At 56.0% G+C, this 23904-nt stretch carries 21 protein-coding genes and 1 pseudogene; 8 read left to right on the top strand and 14 right to left on the bottom strand.

The features are described from left to right. Position 1 precedes the first annotated feature (1 nt). From ACJJIF_RS18540 to ACJJIF_RS18525, 4 genes are all read left to right on the top strand, one after another. Positions 2 to 544, top strand: coding sequence for a hypothetical protein (locus ACJJIF_RS18540; protein WP_444929759.1), 543 nt, complete (start codon positions 2 to 4; stop codon positions 542 to 544). Positions 545 to 1099: 555 nt separating this feature from the next. After that, a complete protein-coding gene (locus ACJJIF_RS18535) occupies positions 1100 to 2119 on the top strand; it encodes a hypothetical protein (protein ID WP_444929758.1) in 1020 nt (339 codons plus the stop codon). A 121-nt stretch (positions 2120 to 2240) separates the two neighbouring features. After that, entirely contained in the window at positions 2241 to 3122 is an 882-nt protein-coding gene (locus ACJJIF_RS18530; RefSeq protein ID WP_444929757.1) for a hypothetical protein, read from the top strand. Between the two features lie 585 nt (positions 3123 to 3707). Next, positions 3708 to 4598, top strand: coding sequence for a hypothetical protein (locus ACJJIF_RS18525; protein WP_444929756.1), 891 nt, complete (start codon positions 3708 to 3710; stop codon positions 4596 to 4598). Between the two features lie 153 nt (positions 4599 to 4751). Here the strand turns inward: ACJJIF_RS18525 and greA are convergent, their stop codons facing one another. The 8 genes and pseudogenes from greA to ACJJIF_RS18485 form a co-directional block, all read right to left on the bottom strand. Beyond that, positions 4752 to 5228 (bottom strand): transcription elongation factor GreA, encoded by a 477-nt coding sequence (gene greA, locus ACJJIF_RS18520; protein ID WP_444929755.1) that lies wholly within the window; start codon positions 5226 to 5228, stop codon positions 4752 to 4754. 87 nt (positions 5229 to 5315) lie between these two features. Continuing rightward, entirely contained in the window at positions 5316 to 8543 is a 3228-nt protein-coding gene (gene carB / locus ACJJIF_RS18515) for a carbamoyl-phosphate synthase large subunit (RefSeq protein ID WP_444929754.1), read from the bottom strand. A gap of 380 nt (positions 8544 to 8923) precedes the next feature. After that, positions 8924 to 10072 carry a glutamine-hydrolyzing carbamoyl-phosphate synthase small subunit gene (carA, locus tag ACJJIF_RS18510; protein ID WP_444929753.1) on the bottom strand — a complete coding sequence of 383 codons (1149 nt, stop codon included), beginning with the start codon at positions 10070 to 10072 and terminating at the stop codon, positions 8924 to 8926. Positions 10073 to 10401: 329 nt separating this feature from the next. Further along, on the bottom strand, positions 10402 to 10977 hold the full coding sequence (locus tag ACJJIF_RS18505; RefSeq protein ID WP_444929752.1) for a YfiR family protein: 576 nt from the start codon (positions 10975 to 10977) through the stop codon (positions 10402 to 10404). Positions 10978 to 11145: 168 nt separating this feature from the next. Next, the gene (gene rimK / locus ACJJIF_RS18500; protein WP_444932381.1) at positions 11146 to 12054 is read right to left on the bottom strand and encodes a 30S ribosomal protein S6--L-glutamate ligase; all 909 of its coding nucleotides are present in this window, start codon (positions 12052 to 12054) and stop codon (positions 11146 to 11148) included. Positions 12055 to 12138: 84 nt separating this feature from the next. Next, positions 12139 to 12591: pseudogene (locus ACJJIF_RS18495) on the bottom strand (ATP-dependent zinc protease family protein); the annotation flags it as partial. Positions 12592 to 12690: 99 nt separating this feature from the next. Next, positions 12691 to 13506: a 4-hydroxy-tetrahydrodipicolinate reductase gene (gene dapB / locus ACJJIF_RS18490; RefSeq protein WP_444929751.1), complete on the bottom strand. Its 816-nt coding sequence runs from the start codon at positions 13504 to 13506 to the stop codon at positions 12691 to 12693. A 252-nt stretch (positions 13507 to 13758) separates the two neighbouring features. Beyond that, the gene (locus ACJJIF_RS18485; protein WP_444929750.1) at positions 13759 to 14382 is read right to left on the bottom strand and encodes a hypothetical protein; all 624 of its coding nucleotides are present in this window, start codon (positions 14380 to 14382) and stop codon (positions 13759 to 13761) included. A 289-nt stretch (positions 14383 to 14671) separates the two neighbouring features. Here ACJJIF_RS18485 and ACJJIF_RS18480 point away from each other — a divergent pair, with 289 nt between their 5' ends. Beyond that, the gene (locus ACJJIF_RS18480) at positions 14672 to 15121 is read left to right on the top strand and encodes a hypothetical protein (protein ID WP_444929749.1); all 450 of its coding nucleotides are present in this window, start codon (positions 14672 to 14674) and stop codon (positions 15119 to 15121) included. 45 nt (positions 15122 to 15166) lie between these two features. Here ACJJIF_RS18480 and dnaJ read toward each other — a convergent pair whose 3' ends face one another. From dnaJ to grpE, 3 genes are all read right to left on the bottom strand, one after another. After that, a complete protein-coding gene (dnaJ, locus tag ACJJIF_RS18475) occupies positions 15167 to 16291 on the bottom strand; it encodes a molecular chaperone DnaJ (protein WP_444929748.1) in 1125 nt (374 codons plus the stop codon). A gap of 224 nt (positions 16292 to 16515) precedes the next feature. Next, complete coding sequence (dnaK, locus tag ACJJIF_RS18470) at positions 16516 to 18456, bottom strand: molecular chaperone DnaK (RefSeq protein ID WP_444929747.1); 1941 nt, start codon at positions 18454 to 18456, stop codon at positions 16516 to 16518. Positions 18457 to 18598: 142 nt separating this feature from the next. Further along, positions 18599 to 19219 (bottom strand): nucleotide exchange factor GrpE, encoded by a 621-nt coding sequence (gene grpE / locus ACJJIF_RS18465; RefSeq protein WP_444929746.1) that lies wholly within the window; start codon positions 19217 to 19219, stop codon positions 18599 to 18601. 230 nt (positions 19220 to 19449) lie between these two features. Here grpE and recN point away from each other — a divergent pair, with 230 nt between their 5' ends. Further along, on the top strand, positions 19450 to 21117 hold the full coding sequence (gene recN, locus ACJJIF_RS18460; protein ID WP_444929745.1) for a DNA repair protein RecN: 1668 nt from the start codon (positions 19450 to 19452) through the stop codon (positions 21115 to 21117). A 273-nt stretch (positions 21118 to 21390) separates the two neighbouring features. Continuing rightward, positions 21391 to 21987: a 1-acyl-sn-glycerol-3-phosphate acyltransferase gene (locus ACJJIF_RS18455; RefSeq protein WP_444929744.1), complete on the top strand. Its 597-nt coding sequence runs from the start codon at positions 21391 to 21393 to the stop codon at positions 21985 to 21987. Between the two features lie 49 nt (positions 21988 to 22036). Here the strand turns inward: ACJJIF_RS18455 and fur are convergent, their stop codons facing one another. Further along, positions 22037 to 22447 (bottom strand): ferric iron uptake transcriptional regulator, encoded by a 411-nt coding sequence (fur, locus tag ACJJIF_RS18450; RefSeq protein ID WP_282931309.1) that lies wholly within the window; start codon positions 22445 to 22447, stop codon positions 22037 to 22039. A 278-nt stretch (positions 22448 to 22725) separates the two neighbouring features. On the opposite strand from fur, the gene ACJJIF_RS18445 reads away from it, so the two are divergent. Continuing rightward, positions 22726 to 23070, top strand: a complete 345-nt coding sequence (locus tag ACJJIF_RS18445; protein WP_444929743.1) for an outer membrane protein assembly factor BamE — start codon at positions 22726 to 22728, stop codon at positions 23068 to 23070. On the opposite strand, the gene ACJJIF_RS18440 is transcribed toward ACJJIF_RS18445, so the two are convergent. Next, a complete protein-coding gene (locus tag ACJJIF_RS18440) occupies positions 23067 to 23420 on the bottom strand; it encodes an RnfH family protein (protein ID WP_444929742.1) in 354 nt (117 codons plus the stop codon). The genes ACJJIF_RS18445 and ACJJIF_RS18440 overlap by 4 nt on opposite strands. Next, positions 23417 to 23857: a type II toxin-antitoxin system RatA family toxin gene (locus ACJJIF_RS18435; protein ID WP_444929741.1), complete on the bottom strand. Its 441-nt coding sequence runs from the start codon at positions 23855 to 23857 to the stop codon at positions 23417 to 23419. The genes ACJJIF_RS18440 and ACJJIF_RS18435 overlap by 4 nt, the downstream gene beginning before the upstream one ends. Between the last annotated feature and the right edge of the window lie 47 nt (positions 23858 to 23904).

Raw genomic sequence — 23904 nt, 5'->3', positions numbered from 1 at the left:
GATGTGCCACAGAATTAGAAAAGTCGTTCACGCCACTCTAATCTCCGCACTCCCGCTAATACCCACTATTAGTCTGTCCTCTGATATGGACGCCAGCAGTGAATTGGCTGTAACCAGTGAGCTGAGTACAGCCAACCTTTATTCGGTGTCAAATCTGGCCGTCATCAATCAGGAGGGCGGCGTCAACAATGTTCATATCCAGCAGAGTGGATACAATAACTACACATACGCCCACCAGGATGGAAACCGAAATATCGTTTCGGTAACACAGTCAGGGGAGGACAATATAGTGACATCGAACCAAGTGGGCGACTATAACTTCTCAACCCTGATACAAGTAGGCTATGAGAACTTTATCGATATAAACCAGTATGGCATCAGCAATAGGGCCGGGATATCCCAATTTGGGCTGCAAAACAGCGCTCAAGTCGAAGAAATAGGCAGCTGGCATACGGTCAATATTTATCAAAGTGGCAATGGCCTACATACCGCTGTCACCGTGACCGGCACTGCCACTGTAACTACCATCAATCAATACGATTAAAAGTATCCAGCCCAATCTCTAATTTTTACAACAGCCCACGAGATGCGGTTTCAGCGGCAACTTAATCTGCGGAGCAAACGCCCGCGCGCAAAATTGTACAGAATAAGTCTAGCCATCGCATACATAGGTATGCTCCCCAAGCAAATCGATACGGCGCCGGGCTTTATACAAATTCCGAGCCCGTTAAATATCTCAGAAATTTTATACCCTCAAAAACTACCCTATCCTCAATCCATACAGACACCGATAACAACCCGACGGACAATCCCCGCGACGACCTCTAAAAACAGAACTTTCTTCCTAAATTTTCGATACTTCCGTCCTATGGCTGAAACCAGCGGGATCAGCAAAACTCTAGTCAGTATCAAGCTTCTGTTAAAAATGATATTTCACCGGTGATGTGATGCAGTAAAAGCAGCCGGGGGCATCCCAACCTCCTCACAAACTCTAGATACGGAGGTATTGTGCCCGACCACCTCACTATCAAATGATGCTGATTTCTGATTGTTCGTGAAAAGCTGTCTATCGATATTTGACACCGCCATGGAGTTACAGATGAACAAATACAAGCCTATCGCCGCCGGTCTTCTTCTGGCGATTACAGGCAGCGGAGCTCTCGCTACAGAAAACACTGCCATTCTCTACCAATCCGGCATCGATAATATGGCCACTGCGGACCTGAGCGATACGACCGTTAAAGACGGTCTAATTAATCAGACCCAGATCGGGGACAACAACGAAGTCTACGCGGAACAATTTAACAACACCAGTTCTGGCGTCATTATCCAGGTCCAAAATGGGGATATGAATTTCGCGGAATCTTTCCAGGATGACTCCGACTCAACCCTAGTGACAATTAATCAAATTGATGATGGGAATTTCGCCTTAACGGTCCAGAGTTTTTCTGTGAACAGCGTTATGATTATCACCCAAAGTGGCGGGCCGCAATTCGCCGATGTGTTACAAATTGGCAGTACAGATGATCTAATGATCGTCAATCAATCTGGTGACGACAATACCGCTCTACTGCTCCAGGATGGTGGCTCATCCAATACCTTGCTAGTTACCCAGACAGGAGACGGTGATATTGCCTCAGTGATACAAGATAACAGTAGCGGCAATTCGGTCACTCTTATCCAGGCGGGCACCAGCAATTTATCCACCCACACACAAAATGTGGCCATGAATAACACAACCCGCTCCTACCAGGATGGCTCCTTCAATACCCTTTCATTTACCCAGGTGGATGATGACCACTACAGCGAAGGCCTCCAGAGTGGCGACAGCCAGAATCTAATCCACACACAAAGTGGCGAGGATAACTGGGCATACACTGAGCAGGTGGGGACGAGTAACTTTGCCTTTGTTATTCAGACCGGTTTAGATAACGCTTCAGAAGCCTACCAAGATGGCAGCCTTAACCAGTTCACCATTACCCAGACTGGCGACTTAAATAGTTCCATGGCTACTCAAATCGGAGACAATAATATCATTGCGATAACACAAGTTAATGATGACAACAGTGCCACAACCTCTCAAGTAGGAAATTCAAATTTTGTAGGTATTAGCCAGTAATAGCTCAGTTAAGGCCAACCTTGGGGTAGGCCTTTTTACTTTCGCCAAGCCGGTCAATAGATTCACTTTAAACGAGTCAAAATTTCCGTTAACTGAACGTTGAAATTTCGCGGAGACAGGAATGATACGCTATCAGAGCCTGGCAATTGCAATAATACTTTGCACAGCCAGTTACAGTACTATCGCCGAAGATAATACCGCCACCATTTCCCAGACCGGCCTAACAAATAGTGTTATTGTCAATCAAGCTGATTCCACCGCAATCGAAAATACGATCAACCAGACCCAAACAGGTAACCTGAATACAGTTTCAGCTATTCAGGAGACCAATAGCTATCTCAATCTAATCGACCAAGAGCAAGTCGGTGTCAGCAATCTTATTAATACCATTCAGGCAAATTCTATCGATACGCTAGCCGAGGTTTATCAAGATGGCAACAATAATTCAGTGGCCATTAATCAAATTAATGCGACACTGAGTGTCAGTTCCGTTGGGCAGCTCGGCAACGATAATACGGTCATTATCAACCAGAATACCAGCACCTCAGATGTCGCAACACTGGAACAAAGCGGCAGTCAAAATATGGCCACGGTTAGCCATGCAAACAGCGACTCAAATACGACGGCCTCTATACAAAACGGCAATATGAATAGCGCCGGATACACCCAGACAGGCTCCTCCCATTTAATCAGTGCCAACCAGGTTGGCAATTCCAACACCATCAGCGCTGTGCAAAGCAATCAGGATGGCTCTATTACGATCACTCAAAGTGGAGACAACAATACAGTATCCACTTTACAGCCGGGCATGTTTGTAACAGCGACATCCACCCAGGTAGGATCAATGAACACCGCTACTATAAATCAAAGCGACATGTATAGCTCAGCAGCAACCCTGCAAATAGGCACAGGTAACTCCCACCAAACCTTCCAGACAAACGCAAACCAAACCGCCAACGCCTCGCAGTATGGCGATAACAATACCGGTATTATTCAGCAGTAAATAAGTAATCTTATCGACACCAGTAGCAGGGCTGTCCTTGTAGACGCCCCTATAAAGAAGCAATCAAAAAAACAAGTGCCGTCACTTTGCGCTAACTACTTAACTTCACAAGAGAGCCCCAGTTGCAGGAATATTTTCTCATTTTTTAGGTGCTAATTTCCTATGGCAACAGCTCGGACTTGCAATAAAACTCATACCAGTAACGAAACAGACTCTAAGGTTTCTGCATAATTTGCCGATACCCCGATGAAGTCGCGCCTTGAGGGTGAAGTGCGGTACAACCCCGGGAGCACATAAGGTATGGATACCTGTGAGTTTTACGGGAGATATTGACAGCAAATTTTGAGTCCAGTGTATTCTTTCCCTCTGGCCCAGCAGTACCACAGAACTTAGCAATACACATCGGGAAAATTATCTAACCACAAAGAAATAACTGCGATGTATCACTGGCGACAATTACTCTGCCCTTATCCAGTCCCACAAAATTACTCACGCGGTATTACTGAACCCCTATAGAGCGATCGTTTTGCCTGGCAACAATTGTGCGCATTTAATCATCGGGCCTACTGTCAAACGGAGTTGACCGTGCAGAAACTGACCTTAATACCACTGGCACTGGCGCTATCGACGAGCAGTCTGCTGCATGCGGGAGAGAACTCCACACTTATCAACCAAAATGGCAGCAGCAATTCCGTTTCAACCGATCAAACTGATATTAATGCCATCGATAATCAGCTGGAAATAACGCAAGAGGGCACAGGACATACGGCGGAAGCCATCCAACAAAACGAGATAGAAAGCAGCATCATTCAAACACAGGAAGGTAGCTTTAATGACAGCTACAGCTTACAGAGAGGGGGCATTGGCAACAGTGTAGAGATAGTCCAATCGGGGTTTTATAACCGCGCCAGCAGCTACCAGATGACAGGCCAAAATGGCGCATCGACAATACACCAGGTCGGATCGGATAACGAAGCTGAAATCCAGCAGCACCAGGGCAGTGATAATCTGGCGGTGATAGCACAGGAGGGAGATCTACACGGTGCCCTAATTGAGCAAAACGCCAGCTTTAGCGCCGATGCGATGATTTTCCAACAGGGCTCGGGCCACGAGGCAATGATCAGTCAGGAGGGTATCGGGCACTATGCCAGCCTCCAGCAGATCGGCACGTCCCACAGTGCGGATATTGCCCAATCCGACATGTACAACGAACTGGATATCTACCAGGATGGCGAGGGCAATACCGCTACGATTACCCAGGTGTCCTGGTATAACAGCGCCTTTATCACACAGGACGGCTTCCTAAACTCAGCCGCGATTATGCAAGACGGCAGTGGCGGAATGGGGGGCGGCCATATGGTGATTGTGAACCAATCCGGCAGTATGAATTCCACAACCGTGTTACAAAACGGATTCTCACAGTCTGCCAATATTACCCAAACTGGCACCGGGAATACGGCCGTGGTCATACAGTAAGGGGGCACGCGATTGCCACAACGCCAACTGGCGCGCATAAAAAAATCCGAAGCCCTTGTTTAATAAAAGCTCCGGATTTTTCCTGCCTTGCGCGACAGCTAACAGGGGGTAGCGGCCTGCGCTCGCCCCTGGCCAGCTCCTAAAGCGCTGTTTTTACAGGTGCGCAACCGCGTCGATTTCGTACTCCACCGCCCCGGAAGGGGTTTGGACTACCACTATGTCACCCACTTCCTTGCCAATCAGCGCGCGGGCAATCGGCGAGTTCACCGAAATCTTGTGCTGTTTCACATCGGCTTCATCGTCGCCGACAATTTTGTAAGTGACTTCTTTATCGTCATCCAGGTGAATAATCGTTACCGTAGTGCCGAAAATTACCTTGTCACTGGGCTCGATGGTTTTCACATCGATCACCAACGAATGGGACAGCTTGCTCTCGATTTCCTGAATACGGCCCTCGATAAAGCCCTGCTTCTCCCGCGCCGCGTGGTATTCGGCATTTTCCTTTAAATCACCGTGTTCGCGCGCTTCAGCAATCGCCTGTACAACAGTAGGGCGTTCAACTTTCTTCAGATTGTCCAGCTCTGAGCGCAGCGCCTCTGCGCCTTCAACGGTCATTGGTACCCGGTTCAATGTGGGACCTCCATTATTGTTACGACGAAACCGGGCCCAGTGATATCACGGGGCCCGGTTGGATTTCACAAATTGGCTTTAAAGCGATTAAGACAGCTTTACTACACGCTGGTGCAGGTCTTGCAGGCGGCGAACCTGGAGCGGCTGCTCCTGGCGCATAGCCATCGCCATGGCCTGAGCCGCCGCCAGGGTGGTGGTGTAACACACCTGGTGGTTCTCGGCACTGCGGCGGATATCCGCAGAGTCGCGAATCGCCTGACGTCCTTCGGTGGTGTTCACTACCAGTGCAATCTCGTCGTTCTTAATCATATCGACGATATGCGGACGACCTTCACTCATCTTGTTGACGGTTGTAACGGGAATATTGTTTTCTTGCAAGACCTTGGCGGTGCCGCGGCTGGCAATTACCTCGAAGCCCAGCTCCACCAGATCGCGGGCAACACCCACAGCGTCGGCTTTATCGAAATCACGTACAGAGATAAACGCGCGGCCGGACTCCGGCAGGCGATCGCCGGCGGCAACCAGGCCCTTGTCGAAAGCTTCTGCAAAAGTCGCGCCTACGCCCATCACTTCGCCAGTGGATTTCATCTCGGGGCCGAGAATCGGGTCCACTTTCGGGAACTTGTTGAACGGGAATACAGACTCTTTAACGGAGTAGTAGTCCGGTACGATCTCTTCGGTAAAGCCCTGCTCCTGCAGGCTGATACCCGCCTGACAGCGCGCAGCCACTTTCGCCAGTGAAGTGCCGATGCACTTGGAGACGAAAGGTACGGTACGGGAAGCGCGCGGGTTCACCTCGATCACGTAGATCTCGCCATCCTGGTAGGCCAGCTGGGTGTTCATCAGGCCGACTACGCCCAGCTCGCGGGCCATAGCTTTCACTTCTTCGCGCATACGGTCCTGCACATCCGCCGGCAGGCTGTAAGGCGGCAGGGAGCAGGCGGAGTCACCGGAGTGAACACCACACTGTTCAATGTGCTGCATAATGGCGCCGATCACAACGTCCTTGCCATCGGATACCGCATCGATATCCACCTCAATAGCGGCGTTGAGGAAGTGGTCCAGCAGTACCGGCGCTTCGTCGGAAACCTGTACCGCTTCTTTCATATAAGTGAGCAGTTCGTCTTCTTTGTAGACGATCTCCATAGCGCGGCCGCCCAGTACGTAAGACGGGCGCACAACCAGCGGGTAGCCCACGTCTTTCGCCGCCTGGATGGCTTCGGAGACAGAGCGCACGATGGCGTTCTTCGGCTGCTTGAGGCCGAGACGCATAATCATCTGCTGGAAGCGCTCGCGGTCTTCGGCGCGGTCAATCTGCTCTGGGGTGGTACCGATAATCGGCACACCTTCGTTGGCCAGGTAGCGCGCCAGGTTCAGCGGAGTCTGGCCGCCGAACTGTACGATCACGCCTTCCGGCTTTTCTTTGGCAACGATTTCCAGCACGTCTTCCAGAGTTACCGGCTCGAAGTAGAGGCGGTCGGAGGTATCGTAGTCGGTGGAAACAGTCTCCGGGTTACAGTTGACCATAATGGTCTCGTAACCGTCTTCGCGCATCGCCAGAGCGGCGTGTACACAGCAGTAGTCGAACTCGATGCCCTGGCCGATACGGTTGGGGCCACCGCCGAGTACCATGATCTTCTTCTTGTCAGACGGCTGCGCTTCGCACTCCTCATCGTAAGTGGAGTACATGTAAGCGGTGGAGGTGCTGAACTCAGCGGCACAGGTGTCCACGCGCTTGTAAGATGGGAAAATCCCCAACTTGTGGCGGAATTCGCGCACGGTCTTCTGGCTCACCCCCAGCAGGTCTGCCAGGCGGCGGTCGGAGAAGCCCTTGCGCTTGAGGAAACGCATTTGCTCTGTGGTCAGTGCCGAGGTAGGCAGGGACTTGAGCGGCTCTTCGATTTTGATCAGCTCTTCGATCTGCACCAGGAACCAGGGATCGATACCGGACAGGTCGTAAATTTCGTCGACGCTCATGCCCATACGGAAGGCGTCGCCCACATACCAGATGCGCTCGGCGCCCGGTACGGACAGCTCGCTGCGCAGGCGGTTCTCGGCGCCGTCTTTGCTCGGGTCGATCTTGCTTTCCAGACCGAAGCTGCCCACTTCCAGGCCGCGCAGCGCTTTTTGCAGGGATTCCTGGAAGGTGCGGCCGATCGCCATCACTTCACCCACAGACTTCATCTGGGTGGTCAGGCGCGCATCGGCTTCACCGAATTTCTCGAAGGTGAAGCGCGGAATCTTGGTGACAACGTAGTCGATAGACGGCTCGAAGGACGCCGGGGTCGCACCGCCGGTGATGTCGTTTTGCAGCTCGTCCAGGGTGTAACCCACTGCCAGCTTGGCCGCGACCTTGGCGATCGGGAAGCCGGTGGCCTTGGAGGCCAGGGCGGAGGAGCGGGATACGCGCGGGTTCATCTCGATCACCACCACGCGACCAGTCTTCGGGCAGACGCCGAACTGTACGTTGGAGCCGCCGGTCTCAACGCCGATCTCACGCAATACCGCGATAGAGGCGTTACGCATCAGCTGGTATTCCTTATCGGTCAGCGTCTGCGCCGGGGCAACGGTGATGGAGTCACCGGTGTGTACGCCCATCGGGTCAAAGTTCTCGATGGAACATACGATGATGCAGTTGTCGTTCTTATCGCGAACCACTTCCATCTCGTACTCTTTCCAGCCGAGCAGGGATTCGTCGATCAACAGTTCGTTGGTGGGGGAGAGGTCGAGACCGCGCTTACAGATCTCTTCAAACTCCGGCCAGTTGTAGGCCACACCGCCACCGGAACCACCCATGGTGAAGGACGGACGGATAATCACCGGGAAGCCGAACTCTTCCGGTACTTTCTTCGCCTCTTCCATGGAGTGGACGATCTTGGCGCGCGGAGTTTCCAGGCCGATGGCCTTCATCGCCTTATCGAACAGGTCGCGGTCTTCCGCTTTCTCGATAGCGTCTTTGTCCGCACCGATCAGCTCGACATTGAACTCCTTCAGGACACCGTGCTTGTCCAGGTCCAGGGCGCAGTTCAGTGCTGTCTGGCCGCCCATGGTGGGCAGGATGGCGTCGGGGCGCTCCTGCTCGATAATCTTGGCAACGGTGCGCCACTCCACCGGCTCGATGTAAGTGGCATCGGCCATGGCCGGGTCGGTCATGATGGTGGCCGGGTTGGAGTTCACCAGGATCACCCGGTAACCCTCTTCGCGCAGCGCCTTACAGGCCTGGGCGCCGGAGTAGTCAAATTCGCACGCCTGGCCGATCACGATGGGGCCTGCGCCGATAATCAGAATGCTTTGGATATCTGTGCGTTTTGGCATCTTTCTTCCGTTCTACTACCGGCAAAGGCCGGCTGCGCTAAATTTCATTCGTTTCTTGTTAAGGAGACTCTAAACAACTCCGTGATGCCTCTGGCTTGCAGAGCGGTTCACAATCAAGGCGCGGCTTCGCAGGAATGTCTAGACCTTTCAAGAAGTCGCAACGCGGAGTGTGAATCGCTCTGCAAGCCCCGAAGGGCGGTCCTTGAAGGCCACAGCTGCTGCGTTGCAGCTCTTGCCAAGGGCTATGGCCATTCGCGGCGAGCTGCGCCTAACATCTGCAGCCTTCAAGGACCCGCAGAGGTATTACGGCGTTATTCAGAGTCTCCTTAAAACCGCCGCAAAAGCGGCGGTTGTTTGCCCTACCCTGAGCGGCTGCGCCCTTAGGCGCGCTCTTTCATCAAATCGATAAAGTGGTCGAACAGCGGCGCCACATCGTGTGGGCCCGGGCTCGCCTCCGGGTGTCCCTGGAAGCTGAAGGCCGGCTTGTCCTTCAGCTGGATACCCTGCAAGGTGCCGTCGAACAGGGACTTGTGGGTAACTTCCACATTGTCCGGCAGGCTGTCGGCGTCCACTTCGAAACCGTGGTTCTGCGCGGTGATCATCACCTTGGTGCTGTTCAGGTCCTGTACCGGGTGGTTACCACCGTGGTGACCGAACTTCATCTTGGCCGTTTTACCGCCCACCGCCAGGCCCAGCAGCTGGTGGCCCAGGCAGATACCGTAGGTGGGGATGCCGGCGTCGAGGATTTCGCGGATAGCGGCGATCGCGTATTCGCAGGGCTCGGGGTCACCGGGGCCATTGGACAGGAACACACCATCGGGATTCATCGCCAGTACTTCGGAGGCCGGGGTCTCCGCCGGTACTACGGTGATATCGCAGCCGCGATCCACCAGCATGCGCAGGATATTGCGCTTCACGCCGAAATCGTAAGCCACTACTTTGAAGGGCTGCTCCGGCGCGGCCTTGTGGCCTTCGCCCAGTTCCCAGGTGCCTTCGCTAAAGGTATAGGCTTCCTTGGTGCTCACCACCTTGGCCAGGTCCATACCCTTCAGACCGGCAAATTCCTTGGCCTTGACCAGGGCTTCTTCGCGGTCGATATTGTCACCGGCGACGATGCAACCGCTCTGTGCGCCCTTGTCGCGCAGCAGGCGGGTCAGGCGGCGGGTATCGATATCGGCGATACCGACGATATTGCGCTCGCGCAGGTAGTCTTCCAGGGACTGCTCATTGCGGAAGCTGCTGGCCAGCAGCGGCAGGTCGCGGATCACCAGGCCGGCGGCCCAGATATCAGCGCACTCTTCGTCTTCCTGGTTGGTGCCAGTGTTGCCGATGTGCGGGTAGGTCAGAGTCACAATCTGGCGGGCGTAGGAGGGGTCGGTGAGGATCTCCTGGTAGCCGGTCATGGATGTGTTGAACACTACTTCGCCAACAGAACTGCCGTGGGCACCGATTGCGCGTCCTTCAAAGACGCTACCATCAGCGAGCACCAGCAGCGCGGGAGTTGTACTCTGCATAAAGTTGTGGGGCATGAAGGCCTCCGACGTAGGGACAGCTTTAGTCAAATTGAACTCCAATCTTCAGAACTGCTTCCGGGCGGGGTTTGCGGGCTTCGGAGCACGCGGCTCCTGACTGGCGCGCGCATAAAAAAGCGAGATGAAACATCGCAGCTTCATCTCGCTTTAAAAATCTGTTCACGCGTGATTCTCACAAAGTGGCCGACGCTTGCCGCCAGCTTTTTAGTAGGCTCACGCTGCGCGATTCAGCTTCGCGGCACCGGCCCAAATCGGGCGCAGATTCTACGCGAATTCGCCGCTAGACGCTAGTGCAAAAATGCGCCAGGCTACTTCCCCTGAAAATCTCACTCCGGCTTGCGCCCCAGGCGGAAAAGACTGCTGCCCATTTTCAGCTCCGCCCTCTCCAGCATGGTCTTATTCATGCGCAGGGCCACCTCGCGGCCGCTGTCGGCAAATTCGATCATACCGCCGGTGGCGGCGAAGCGCTCGGCGTCGCTGACGGTCAGCACCGGGAAGAACTCCAGCGCGATCAGCGCCTTGAGCAGCGTGGCCCGGTCCAGGGTGCTCAGCACCACTATCTGACACTTGCGCGCGCGCAGCATCTCCGCCACTTCAATTTTCTCAAGCTCCACCGTGCGCCCGTCGATACGTTGGTTCTTAAAGCGCGCCGCCAGCGGCTCACTGAGAGAATCCCCACCCATCAGGCACACTTTGAAAGGGGCACGGCTATTGGAAAAGGCATTGACCGGCCACTGCAGGTGATAGGCGAAGTGTACGATGTAATCCACCATCACCCGCCGCCCCAGGGGCGTATCGGAGAGCTGCACCGCCCCCCGGGCGCCCGCAGCAAAAAACAGTGCGACCAGGAACAGTAGCAGAGCGGATATCGCGCGGAGTGAACGGGGGCGGCGTATCGTCATAGAAGCTCAAACCCTAGGATTTGCAACTCCCCAAGAGAAGCTGCGGGGCTGGTATCTGCAAGCGGCAAAAGCCCGCTGCAACTCTAATCTGCGCGCCAGCAAAACGCCCGGCCACCTATGTAGATTAGCCCAACACCCAGCCCCCCACCGGGTCTTTGCCAGGCGCCGCTAGCCCTCCTCCGCCGCCACCGCCGGGCGCCACTTCAAGGCCTTTTCAATCGACATAATCATGGCTCCGGCCACATCCTTGCGCGTGGCACTCTCAATCCCCTCGAGCCCCGGAGAGGAATTCACCTCCAACAGCAGCGGCCCCTTGCGCGAGCGAATAATATCCACACCGGCCACCTTGAGGCCCAGCGCCTTAGCGGCCTTGACCGCCAGGCGCTTCTCCTCCGGAGTCACCTTGACCACCGATGCCGTACCGCCCTGGTGAATATTCGCGCGAAACTCCCCCGGCGCCGCCTCCCGCTGGATTGAAGCCACCACCCGGCCGTCGATCACAAACAGGCGCAGGTCCTTGCCCTGGGCCTCGCGAATAAACTCCTGCACGAGAAGATTGGCCTTCAGAGACTTAAACGCATTGATTACCGATTCTGCGGCCTTGCGGGTTTCCGCCAGGACCACGCCGCGCCCCTGAGTCCCCTCCAGCAACTTCACCACCAGCGGCGCACCGCCCACCATCTCAATCAGCTCGTTGGTATCCACTGGGGAGTTGGCGAATCCGGAGGTGGGAATATTCAGGCCGCTCCGCTGCAACAGTTGTAGGGAAAACAGCTTGTCCCGCGACTGACTGATCGCGGCAGAGCCGTTGAGGGCAAAGACATCCAGACTCTCGAAGTGCCGCGTCAGCGCACAGCCGTAAAACGTCTGGCTGGGGCGGATACGGGGGATCACCGCATCTAAATTATTGAGAATTCTGCCATCCCGGTAGTGCACTTCGGGCTCATCCGCATCCAGCTTCATATAGCACTGGCGCACATCCAGGAAGGTCATACGGTGGCCGCGCTCGGCCCCCGCTTCCATAATCCGGCGGTTGCTGTACAGGTCCGGATTGGAGGCCAGCAAGCCGATACGCAGGCCGGTACCGGCGATATGGTGCTCGTCCCGGTAGTATTCATCCAGCTGGCTTTTCGGTATATCGCCGAGGCAAAAACTCTCCGCCGGGTCCACCAACATGCGCCCCACCATGGCCTCGCGCCCCAGCAGCATGCGGTAGCCCATGCTGTCCCGGTTGGTCAGGGTGAGCTCGATATCCCAGACGCTGCCGCCAATCGACAGGGATGTGCGGATCACCGGGCGCTTCTCGCTCTCACCAGAGGAGCTGCGCACCAGGCGCCGGTCTAAAAGTCGCGCCTCGCAGCGCACCGATGGGCGGTTGCGGTGTTGTAGTGGGTGCGCCTCAAAACTGACCCAGGATTCGCCGTCGCGCTTAAAGGTATGGATATTGTAAGCGTGTAAACAGGAGGTCTTGGCCCCAGAGTCCACACGCGCCTTAATCGCCGGGATACCCAGCGCGGGAAATCCGCACCACTCCTCACTGCCGACAATCAATTTGTTTTCCAAGCAGGCGCCCTCACAGAAAGGTTGCAGGGTGGCCGGTCGCGGGAATATCACCGGCCTTTGGGGTTTACACAAAAAAATACCGGGTAAATAAAAGTACAAAAAACCGCACAGCGCCCCTGTAGACGCTGAAGATATTTGTTCGAGTCCGGGTTAATTCAGACCGAGCACATCGCGCATATCGTAGTGACCGGCGGCCCGACTGGCGCCGCCCTCCCCCATCAGCCACACCGCCGCGCGCACCGCGCCACGGGCAAAGGAGAGGCGGCTGCTGGCGCGGTGACCAATTTCAACGCGCTCGCCCTCCGCCAGAAACATCACCGAGTGTTCGCCCACCACATCGCCACCGCGCACGGTGGCAAAACCGATAGTCTCGCGATCGCGGGCACCGGTCTGGCCCTCGCGGCCGTAAACCGCCACCTTGTCCAGATCGCGGCCGAGGGTTTCGGCAATCACCTCCCCCATACTCAGCGCCGTGCCGGAAGGTGCGTCCACTTTGTGGCGGTGGTGGGCCTCGACAATCTCGATATCGGCCTCCTCCGCCATCACCCGCGCAGCGGTTTCCAGCAATTTAAAGCACAGGTTTACCCCGGTGGAAAAATTACTGGCGAGACACAGCGGCACCTGGTCCGCACGCGCCAACACTGCGGCTTTTTCCTCGCTATCAAAACCGGTAGTACCGATCACAATGGGAAGGTTTTTCTCCGCACAATAGGCGGCATTTTCCACCGTGGCCTGGGGGGCGGTGAAATCGATCAGCACGTCGAACTCCGCCTGATCGAGGCTATCCACAATAGCCAGACCACTGCGGCCCAGGCCGGAAACTTCGCCGGCATCGGCGCCGACCAAACTGGAACCCGGCCGCACTACGGCCGCTGAGAGTTCAGCCCTATCGGACAGGGACAGGGCCTCTGCCAACGCCCGCCCCATACGGCCACCAAAGCCCGTTACCGCTACCTTCACCGCCATTTCACCACTCCAATCCGAGTCCATAAGATTTCGGATTCTACATCGCCCCCAGTAGCGCGCATAGATACCCAGAGGGGACAGCGCCGGCCCCCATCTGCGGCAGTAAAGTGGCGCTTGTGTAACGTTTAAACGGAGGGCGACTCTGGTGCAAAAGAATAAGCCGCCAGAGTCCGCCCGCAGAGGTATAACTATTTTTCCACCGGCAAAAGCTGGCTTACACGGTACCTCAGGGGGAAGCACCTCAAAGCGGCATCACGCTGGACTCCACCAACTCCAACTGATATCCGTTAATTTATGGATACTGCACTTGGCAAAACTCTCGTTGAGGAGCTTTGCCGCTTCCGGGTTTTCCTGAAAGTATTCAATATTCGTGGGGTTTACCTCTTCAAAGGCAAACAGCGAGTAGCACCAGGCATATATAATTTTGTATCCCTTACCGTAATACTCTCGGGTCAATTTTTTCAGGTTATCGGAAGAGCGGCTATAGGTCTCCTCCTTCAGATCAACACAGGTAATTTCGCAGTCCAGCAGGTGTTTTCTGGTCTCTGTCGCCGCCTGTTTGTCTCCTGCGAAGTGATCCGCATCCCACATTAATCCATACAGTGCGCCATTATTCTGCGAGGGGTTCAGAATGCTTCCGTGTCGCCCACCGAAGATGGCCATCTTTCGACATCCGCGAGCGTAAAGCGTATTTACCAGGGGAATCCAGCTGGTATTCCCGGTTATTGTTACCGAAGCAAAAACCCCGCGAATCTCTACCCAGGGGCAATCTTCGGATAGGATCGGGTTGCGCGCCATCATATTTTCTTTCAGCTCATAGGGCGTCCTCTCGGAATTATATTGCTCTATGATTTTCGTTTCCTTGGCGGTATACATATTTCTACAATCCTTTGTCAGTCGAGTATTAAAAGTGGGAATGAGCACTGATCTCACAGACTCCAAAGGAGGAAGAAAACGTCCATAGCACTCATACACCAGGCTAATTACCGCCGAAATTGAGCCCCCGTTGCAGGGGGCAGGATCTCCCCTAAAAACAAAGCGCCGCGTCCCCCATTGGAGCAATCATTAGAAAAGGAAATAAAAAATAACTATAAAATTACCAGGGCGCGAAACAAACGTGGCAGCCACTGCTACGCTTTAGCGGGAGGGTAAATGGAGCGCCAATATGCGACTGATGATCCTGTCCAACCAGCTGCCACATATTCTGGCAGTGGTTATTTCCCTAAGCTTGGCTTTTGGCAGCGCACCGGTTTCCGCCCAACAGCAAGGTGTCAGTGCCGATTTTTGGGAAAAATATGATGATATTACCGACTGGGTGACGCTGCGTTTGCAGCTCACCCCCGCACAGAAAAAGGTGGTAGTCCCCATTCTGCAGCAGAGTTTTGCCGAGAAAAAAGCGGTGCTAAAAAGCCATGGATTACTGGGCGATAACAAGGTGACCCTCAGCCCCAAACTGCGCAGCGAAATAGGCACAGAAATGGCTGTAATTAGCAATCAGAGTCTGGAGAAATTGCGGGAGGTTTTAAGCACAACACAAATGCGCGAAGTGCAGAAAATACAGATGGAATTTATCAGTGAAGTGGCAAATAGACTGCGGGCCCAGCCCAGCCAATAAAACTGGCCTGAAGCGGTTAAGCTTCAGGCCAGCCGGATTTTCGCCCTAAAGCTTCATATCCCCAAAGAAGTTCTTCACCCCTTCAAACCAACCGGTTTGACGCGGTGAATTTTTCTTTTCACTGAGGGTATTGGCGAACTCCTGCAACAAGTCTTTTTGCTTGCCGGACAGGTTTACCGGAGTCTCCACTACAACGCGACACAGCAGGTCGCCGGTTGCACCGCCGCGCACCGGGGTAACGCCTTTGCCGCGCAGGCGGAACAGCTTGCCGGTCTGGCTCTCTGCCGGAATCTTCAGCTTCACCTTGCCGTCGAGCGTCGGCACTTCCAGCTCGCCACCGAGGGCTGCGGAAACAAAACTGATCGGCACTTCGCAGTAGAGGTTTTTGCCATCGCGCTGGAACAGGTCGTGCTCTTTTACCACCACCTGTACATAGAGATCGCCGGCGGGACCGCCGTCCGGTCCGGCCTCACCTTCACCGGACAGGCGAATGCGATCACCGGTATCCACACCGGGCGGAACCTTAACCGACAGAGTCTTGGTTTCCTCTACGCGACCGCGACCGTGGCAGCTGCCACAGGGATCGGAGATAGTGGTACCGCGACCGCGACAGTTGGGGCAGGTTTGCTGTACAGAGAAGAAACCCTGCTGCATGCGCACCTGGCCGGCACCGCCACAGGTGCCACAGGTTTGCGGGGAGGAGCCGGGCTTGGCGCCGGAACCGCTACAGGTACCACAGGACGCCAGGGTCGGAACGCGAATCTTAACTGTGGTACCGCGCACTGCGTCTTCCAGATCCAGCTCCAGGTCATAGCGCAGATCGGAACCGCGCGCCGGGCCGCCGCGACGGCCACCGCCGCCACCACCGAAGATATCGCCGAACACATCGCCGAAAATATCGGAGAAGCCACCGAAACCACCGGCGCCACCACCGCCCATCTGGCCTTCCACACCGGCGTGGCCAAACTGGTCATAGGCTGCGCGCTTCTCGGAATCCGACAGGATCTCGTAGGCCTCATTGGCTTCCTTGAACTTGTTTTCCGCTTCCGCATCATCGGGGTTACGGTCCGGGTGAAACTTCATCGCCACCCGGCGGTAGGCTTTCTTCAGCTCTGCATCCGAAGCGCCGCGCTCGACGCCGAGGACTTCGTAATAATCGCGTTTCGACATAAAACTATGTTCTCTGGTCCGGCATCAAGAACGGCCAAACTCTCTCTACTTCTCGGTTTCTAATTAAGCTCCGCGCGCGGAGCGCCAGCAAAGCGGCAGAATGCGGCCACTATTGCTGGGTGCCTGAAACAACACAGGGCGCGGGCCTCTAAAAGCAAGGCGCCGCGCCCCTGAAGTTCTCCGGCGACACCGCAAAAGCCGCCGCCGGAAATGCAAGCGTACGCTTACTTACCTTCTTTTTTGTCGTCCTTAACTTCTTCGAACTCCGCGTCTACTGCGTCGTCACCAGCGGAGGACTGCTGCTCGTCCTGGGCACCAGCGGCACCTTCAGCACCGGCAGCTTGAGCCTGCTCGGCGTACATCTTCTGCGCCAGCGGGCCGGAAGCTTCGGTCAGCTTGGTAGTCGCCGCTTCCATAGCCGCCTTGTCGTTGCCTTTAACGGCTTCTTCCGCTTCGCTAACGGCCGCTTCAATCGCTGCTTTCTCTTCAGCGGTAGCTTTGTCGCCCGCTTCTTCCAGAGTCTTCTTGGTGGCAGAGATCAGGCCGTCGAGCGTGTTGCGAGTCTGCACCAGCTCTTCGAACTGCTTGTCCGCTTCGGCATTGGCCTCAGCGTCCTGAACCATCTTGTCGATCTCGTCCTCGGACAGACCAGAGGAAGCCTGGATCACGATAGACTGCTCTTTGCCCGTGGCCTTGTCCTTCGCGTGTACGTGCAGGATACCGTTGGCATCGATATCGAAGGTTACTTCGATCTGCGGCATGCCGCGCGGTGCCGGCGGGATATCGGCCAGGTCGAAACGACCCAGGGACTTGTTCTGTGCAGCCTGCTTGCGCTCACCCTGAACCACGTGAATGGTTACCGCAGTCTGGTTGTCGTCCGCAGTGGAGAAAACCTGAGACTTCTTGGTGGGGATAGTGGTGTTCTTGTCGATCAGCGGAGTCGCTACGCCACCCATGGTTTCGATACCCAGGGTCAGCGGGGTTACGTCCAGCAGCAGTACGTCTTTAACGTCACCGGACAGTACCGCGCCCTGGATAGCAGCACCCATGGCCACAGCTTCGTCGGGGTTAACGTCTTTGCGCGGCTCTTTGCCGAAGAACTCGGTCACTTTCTGCTGTACCAGCGGCATGCGGGTCTGACCGCCTACCAGGATCACTTCGTCTACGCCGGAGGCGGACAGGTCGGCATCTTGCAGAGCGATTTTTACCGGCTCCAGGGAACGGATAACCAGTTCTTCAACCAGGCTTTCCAGCTTGGCGCGGGTCAGCTTAACCACCAAGTGCTTAGGACCGGTGGCATCTGCGGTGATGTACGGCAGGTTAACTTCGGTCTGCTGGCTGGAGGACAGCTCAATCTTGGCTTTTTCCGCAGCTTCTTTCAGGCGCTGCATCGCCAGGGGGTCGCCTTTCAGGTCGATGCCCTGGTCTTTCTTGAATTCGTCTGCGAGGTATTCGATCAGGCGCAGGTCGAAGTCTTCACCACCGAGGAAGGTGTCACCGTTGGTGGACAGTACTTCGAACTGCTTCTCGCCGTCTACGTCGGCAATTTCGATGATGGAGATATCGAAGGTACCACCACCCAAATCGTATACCGCTACAGTGCGGTCACCGCCCTGCTTGTCCAGGCCGTAGGCCAGAGCAGCGGCAGTCGGCTCGTTGATAATACGCTTAACGTCCAGGCCCGCGATACGGCCGGCGTCTTTGGTAGCCTGGCGCTGGGAGTCGTTGAAGTAAGCCGGTACGGTAATTACCGCAGCGTCAACTTTCTCACCGAGGAAGTCTTCCGCAGTCTTTTTCATTTTCTTCAGAACTTCGGCAGAGATCTGCGGCGGCGCTTTTTTGTCGCCTTTCACTTCTACCCAAGCGTCGCCGTTGTCAGCGCCAGTGATGGTGTAAGGCACCATCTGAATATCTTTCTGTACAACGTCGTCTTTGAATTTGCGACCGATCAGACGCTTAACCGCAAACAGAGTATTTTGAGGATTGGTCACCGCCTGACGCTTGGCAGACTGACCTACCAGAATTTCGCTATCGTCAGTGAAAGCAACAATAGAGGGGGTAGTGCGATCGCCTTCGGCGTTCTCGATTACACGCGCCTTGTCACCATCCAGTACCGCTACACAGCTGTTAGTGGTACCCAGGTCGATGCCGATAATTTTTCCCATTAGTCAATTCCTCGTTTGGTGCGCGCCGCCAGCTCTGTTCTGTACTCAACGCGCAAATAATTCTTCTGATGTCAGCTATATTGGTGCCGGCCGCAAAAATTCAAGGCCGCTTTACACTTCTGCCACTTTTACACTTTTGCCACTAGAGCGCTTTGCTGACCACCACCATGGCCGGGCGCACCAGGCGACCGTTAAGGCGATAACCTTTCTGAAACACCTCCAGAACCGTGTTCGGCTCTACCTCGCCGTTGGGCACCTGGGTCATAGCCTGGTGCAGTTCCGGGTCGAAGGGCTCACCGGCGGGATCGACCACTTCCACAGAATTTTTCGTCAGGGTTTCAACGAAAGATTTGTGGGTCAGCTCGATACCCTCTACCAGGGCCTTGTTGGCTTCGTCGGCGCTATCGATAGTCGCCAGGGCGCGCTCGAGGTTGTCGACAACCGGCAACAAATCCTGCAACAGTTTCTCTACCGCAAATTTGCGCGCGCGCTCGATATCCTGCTGCGCGCGGCGGCGGGCATTCTGCTCTTCCGCCTGAGCGCGCAGGGCCATATCCTTGTGCGCTGCCAGCTGCTCCTGCAACTTGATAATTTCCTCGTGCAGGGCATCGGCACCTTCGGCCTCACCCTGCAAAGCCTCTTCGGCGAGCTCGCTCTCTATAGAGGAAGGCTCTTCAACCTCTGCTGAAACGCCCTCGTCTGTAGCTGGTGCGTGCTCCGCCCCCTCTTTAATCTGATCTTCTTCGCTGCGCTCTCTGGCCACTGCTTTCTCCGTCGCGTCGACTCTGTCAGTAATGTGAGTTGAGCCCGCCTCGCGGGCACTGGAGGCTATATGGGGACATCCCCGCACAGTTCAAGTGGTTTTTCGCGCAAGCACCCCACCCCGGAGGCAATATGACCCCGCCGCTATAGCTAAGCGCCAGCGAATACTGTATAAATAACCACTAACTGGGCCCGATGCCCGTCGATTAGCAAGGACACAAAGCGACCTCTATGCTGCTGCATCTGTCTATCAGCCAATTCACTCTGGTGGACCAACTGGAGTTGGAATTTGGCCCGGGTACCAGCACCTTGACCGGTGAGACCGGCGCGGGTAAATCCATTACGCTCGACGCCCTCGGCCTGGCACTGGGTGGGCGCGGCAGCGCTGAGCTAGTGCGCACCGGCGCCAATCGCGCCGATATCAGTGCCACCTTCGATATCGGCGCGCACCCCAGCGCCGCCGGCTGGCTCGAATCCCAGGAGCTGGACGCCGGGCAGGAAGTGATTCTGCGCCGCACTATCGGCGCCGACGGCCGCTCCCGCGCCTATATCAACGGCCAACCGGTGACCCTGCTGCAACTGCGCGCCCTGGGCGAACAGCTGATCGATATCCACAGCCAGCACGAACACCAATCCCTGCTAAAAAAGGAAACCCACCTGCGCCTGCTGGATGAATACGCCCAGGCCCAGGAACTGACCGCCGAGACCCGCAGCCGCTTCAAAACCTGGCGGGACCACTACCGCCGCTACCGCAGCCTCGCCGACAGCGCCGAAGAGGCCGAAGCCCGTCGCCACCTGCTGGAATACCAGCTCAAGGAGCTGGAGCAACTGGGTTTGAGCGAGGGAGAAATAGAGGCGCTGGAAAGCGAACAACAACAGCTGGCCAATGCCGGGGAAATTCTCAGCGGCAGCTATCAACTGGCCGCTTTTCTGTCCGGTGGTGAGGGCGATATCGCCGAACAGCTGCACCGCGCCCTGCAACTGCTGTCCTCCATGCCCGGGCAGGCACCGGCCCTGGTAGAGGTGGCGCAGATGCTCGACAGCGCACGCATCCAGGTGGATGAAGCCGCAGCCACCCTGTCCCGCCATATCGACCGCTTCGAGATGGACCCGGAGCGGCTCTCCGAGGTTGAAGAGCGGCTCAGCGCCATCTACCAGGCGGCGCGCAAACACCGGGTGCAACCGCAGGAGCTGCCGGCACTGCAACAGCAACTTCAGGCGGAGCTGGACGATATCGGCAGCCCCGACGCCCTGGAGCGCCTGGCCGCCAACTGTGAACAGCTGGAAAAACAGTACCGCAAAGTCGCCAGTCAACTCAGCAAGCTGCGCGGCAAAGCGGCAACCTCACTGGCGGCGGCGGTCAACAGTCAGCTGGCGGACCTGGCCATGCCCCACGCCTGCGTGGAGCTGTCCCTGCAAGAGCTGGATACCCCCAACAGCCAGGGCTTGGAGGAGGCGGAAATATTGATTTCCACCAACCCGGGCCAACCGCCGCGCCCCCTGGGCAAGATCGCCTCCGGCGGTGAACTCTCCCGGGTCAGCCTGGCGATCCAGGTAGTCACCGCACAGACCTCGCGCACCCCCACCCTGGTATTCGATGAGGTGGATGTGGGTATCGGCGGGGCCACCGGTGATGTAGTGGGCCGCCTGCTGCGCCAATTGGGAGAGACCCGCGATGGCCGCAGCGGCCAGGTGATCTGTGTCACCCACCTGGCCCAGGTAGCGGCGCGGGCCCACCGCCAATATCTGGTAGAAAAGCACAGCGATGGCGAAAGTGTGTTTGTGGCTCTGCGCGAGCTCACCAACGGCGAGCGCCGCCAAGAGGTGGCGCGCATGCTCGGCGGCGCCCCCACCACCCAGTCCCTGGCCCACGCCGAGGAAATGCTGGGGAGGAGCTAAACTCCAATATTTTTGTGGGGCCGGCCATAGCCCCAGCTCCAAAGCGTTATAACTGCGCCGCATGTCGCAAAAAGGCAAAAATGGCACATTTGGCTAAGCAATCTTGTGCCATAGATCAATAAATAGCTGCCACACAATCCGGTAAATCACCCCTTTCGTCGGATATATGTGCCGATTTAGAACAAACGAACAAATATGACTGTGAGTGGCGGGTAAAGTCACCATATACTGGGTAACCTATTTTTCTATGTATGAGTAGTCCCGGCTGAGGTTATGCAGAGAACAATTTTCAACACCCCCATTGTCACCCCGATCCTGCGCCTGGTTGCGCGGATGCTACTGAAGCTGCACGGCTGGCGCGTCAAAGCTGACGAGCAGTCCCTCAAGCTCAAGCAGTACGTACTGATCGGCGCCCCCCACACCACCAACTGGGATGGCTACTACTTTATCCTCGCCGCGCTCAAGCTGAAGATGACCCCGCAGTGGATGGGCAAAGACAAGCTGTTTACCTTCCCCCTGGGCGTCCCTATGCGCTGGTTCGGCGGTATTGCCGTAGACCGCAGCAAGGCCAACAACCTGGTGGAAGCCACTGCCAGGCAGTTCAAACTGCGCAAAGAACTGATTATCGCCATTCCCCCCGAGGGCACGCGCGGTCTGGCGGAGCGCTGGAAGAGCGGCTTTTACCATATCGCCCGCAGCGCCAAGGTGCCGGTGGTACTGGGCTATATCAACTTTCCCAAGAAGGAAGTGGGCATAGGCCCCATCGCGCAATTTGGGGAAAACCTGGAAGCCGAGCTGCTGAAGCTCAAGGAGTTTTACGCGGATAAAATTGGCAAGTTCCCGGAGCTTTACACTCCGCCCTGTCGCTAGTCGTAGCGCGCGTCATTGAAGGGTGCGGTGAACACCGCACCCGCAAGCATTACTTCTCTTTTTCTGTCACATACAGAACCAGGCTGTGGCCGGTCAGCTCATAGCCGTGCTCTTCGGCAATCTGACGCTGTAGCTCCTCAATCTCCTCATTGTGGAACTCGATAACCTTGCCGGTATCGGTGCAGACCATATGGTCGTGGTGATCGCCGCGATCCAGCTCAAATACAGAGTGACCGCCATCGAAATTGTGGCGCACTACCAGGCCCGCGCTCTCAAACTGGGTCAACACCCGGTACACCGTGGCTAGGCCCACATCCTCTCCCGCTTCCAGCAACAGCTTGTAGACATCCTCAGCACTCAAGTGCTGCTCGCTAGTGCTCTCAAGCAATTGCAGAATTTTTACTCGCGGCAGAGTGACCTTGAGGCCAGCCTTGCGCAATTCCTGGTTTTCGTTCGACATGTATCAATATTTCCCGGCAGGATTTTAAAAGTGATCCGAAGTTGCCCAAGCTCACAGCTGCCGTTTAGCAAGGATTCCGACCTTGGAGTCCCGTCTGTCAGCGAGTCAACTCTTCGGGTATTATCCCATGCCCTGCGGAGTCAGAGAAACCCCGTACTGCTCACTTAGTGCAGAACGGCGAGGTGGAGGAACTTTTTTTCTTCGCATCGAACTAAACTGACTGTTTATAAGAAATCAGCGCGAGCGCTGCCGTTTGAAACCAAATAATGGAGCAATGAATGCCGCCTAGTCTGAGATTTCTCACCATCGCCTTCCTCTGCGCCCTACTGGGTGCCTGCACACTGGTAAAATTCCCCGGCGTACACCGCATTGAGGTGCAGCAGGGCAATATCATTACCCAGGAGATGGTGGACCAGCTGAAGCCCGGAATGACCCGACGCCAGGTACAATTTGTGCTGGGCACTCCGCTGCTGGAGGATACCTACAATCCCAACCGCTGGGATTACGTCAACCGCCTGCGCGACAAGAAAGGCAATATCACCCAGAAGACTTTCAGCGTCTACTTCGACGAAGACGCCCTGGTAGCCACCAGCGGTGACTGGCAGCCGGCGGAGTGGCCCTAGGCAGAAGTCCCCTCGGCCCCCTTTTTCTTCTCGGCCTGGCGCTTGGCCTTCTCGGCGCGCTGTTTGCGCGCCTCTTTGGGATCGGCAATCAGCGGGCGGTAGACTTCAACCCGGTCGCCGGGTTGCAGGACATAGCTATCCGCCGGCGGCAACCCCTTACTCCCCAGCGCCTGGGCAAAAATCCCCATTTTCGCACTGTCCGGATCGACTTCCGGATACTCTTCGGGGATGCCCGAGCGAATCAACGCCTCCCGCGCAGTGGTGCCCTCCACTACCAACAAACGCATCAAGCGCTGCTCGTGAGGCAGTGCGTAGACCACTTCCACCGAAATTGTTTTTTGTTCTGTCATTGGGGTTTCCCGTAAATTACCTCGGCGCGCTCACACATAACCGCAACCATTTGATTAGCCAGGTCGCTGAAAATTTTTCCCGCCGCCGCCGCGATCAATCGATTTTTCATCGAGAACGACAGGGTAAAACTCACCTTGCAGGCATTTTCAGCCAGCGGGGTAAACGCCCACAACCCCTCGAACTGCTCAAAGGGACCGTCCACCAGCTTGAGCGTCATCGACTCGGGGCGCACCAGCTGGTTGCGGGTTACAAAGCTCTGCTTAATCCCCGCGCGCGACAAATCCAGGCGCGCCTCTAAAGTACTCTCGTCACTGTGGATCACCTCCGCCGCGCGACAGCCGGGCAAAAATTGCGGGTAACTGGCCACATCATTGACCAGATCAAACATCTGTTCTGCGCTGTACATCACCAGCGCGCTGCGTTCTATTTCAGTCATTCCTACCGTCTAACCCAGTCCATCAGGCAAAATCACCTGGGATCACC

The organism is Microbulbifer regidiadema (SeqCode), from assembly GCF_052467605.1.
Note: the sequence above shows the minus strand (reverse complement) of the source record. Positions and strands in the feature narration are given on the sequence as shown.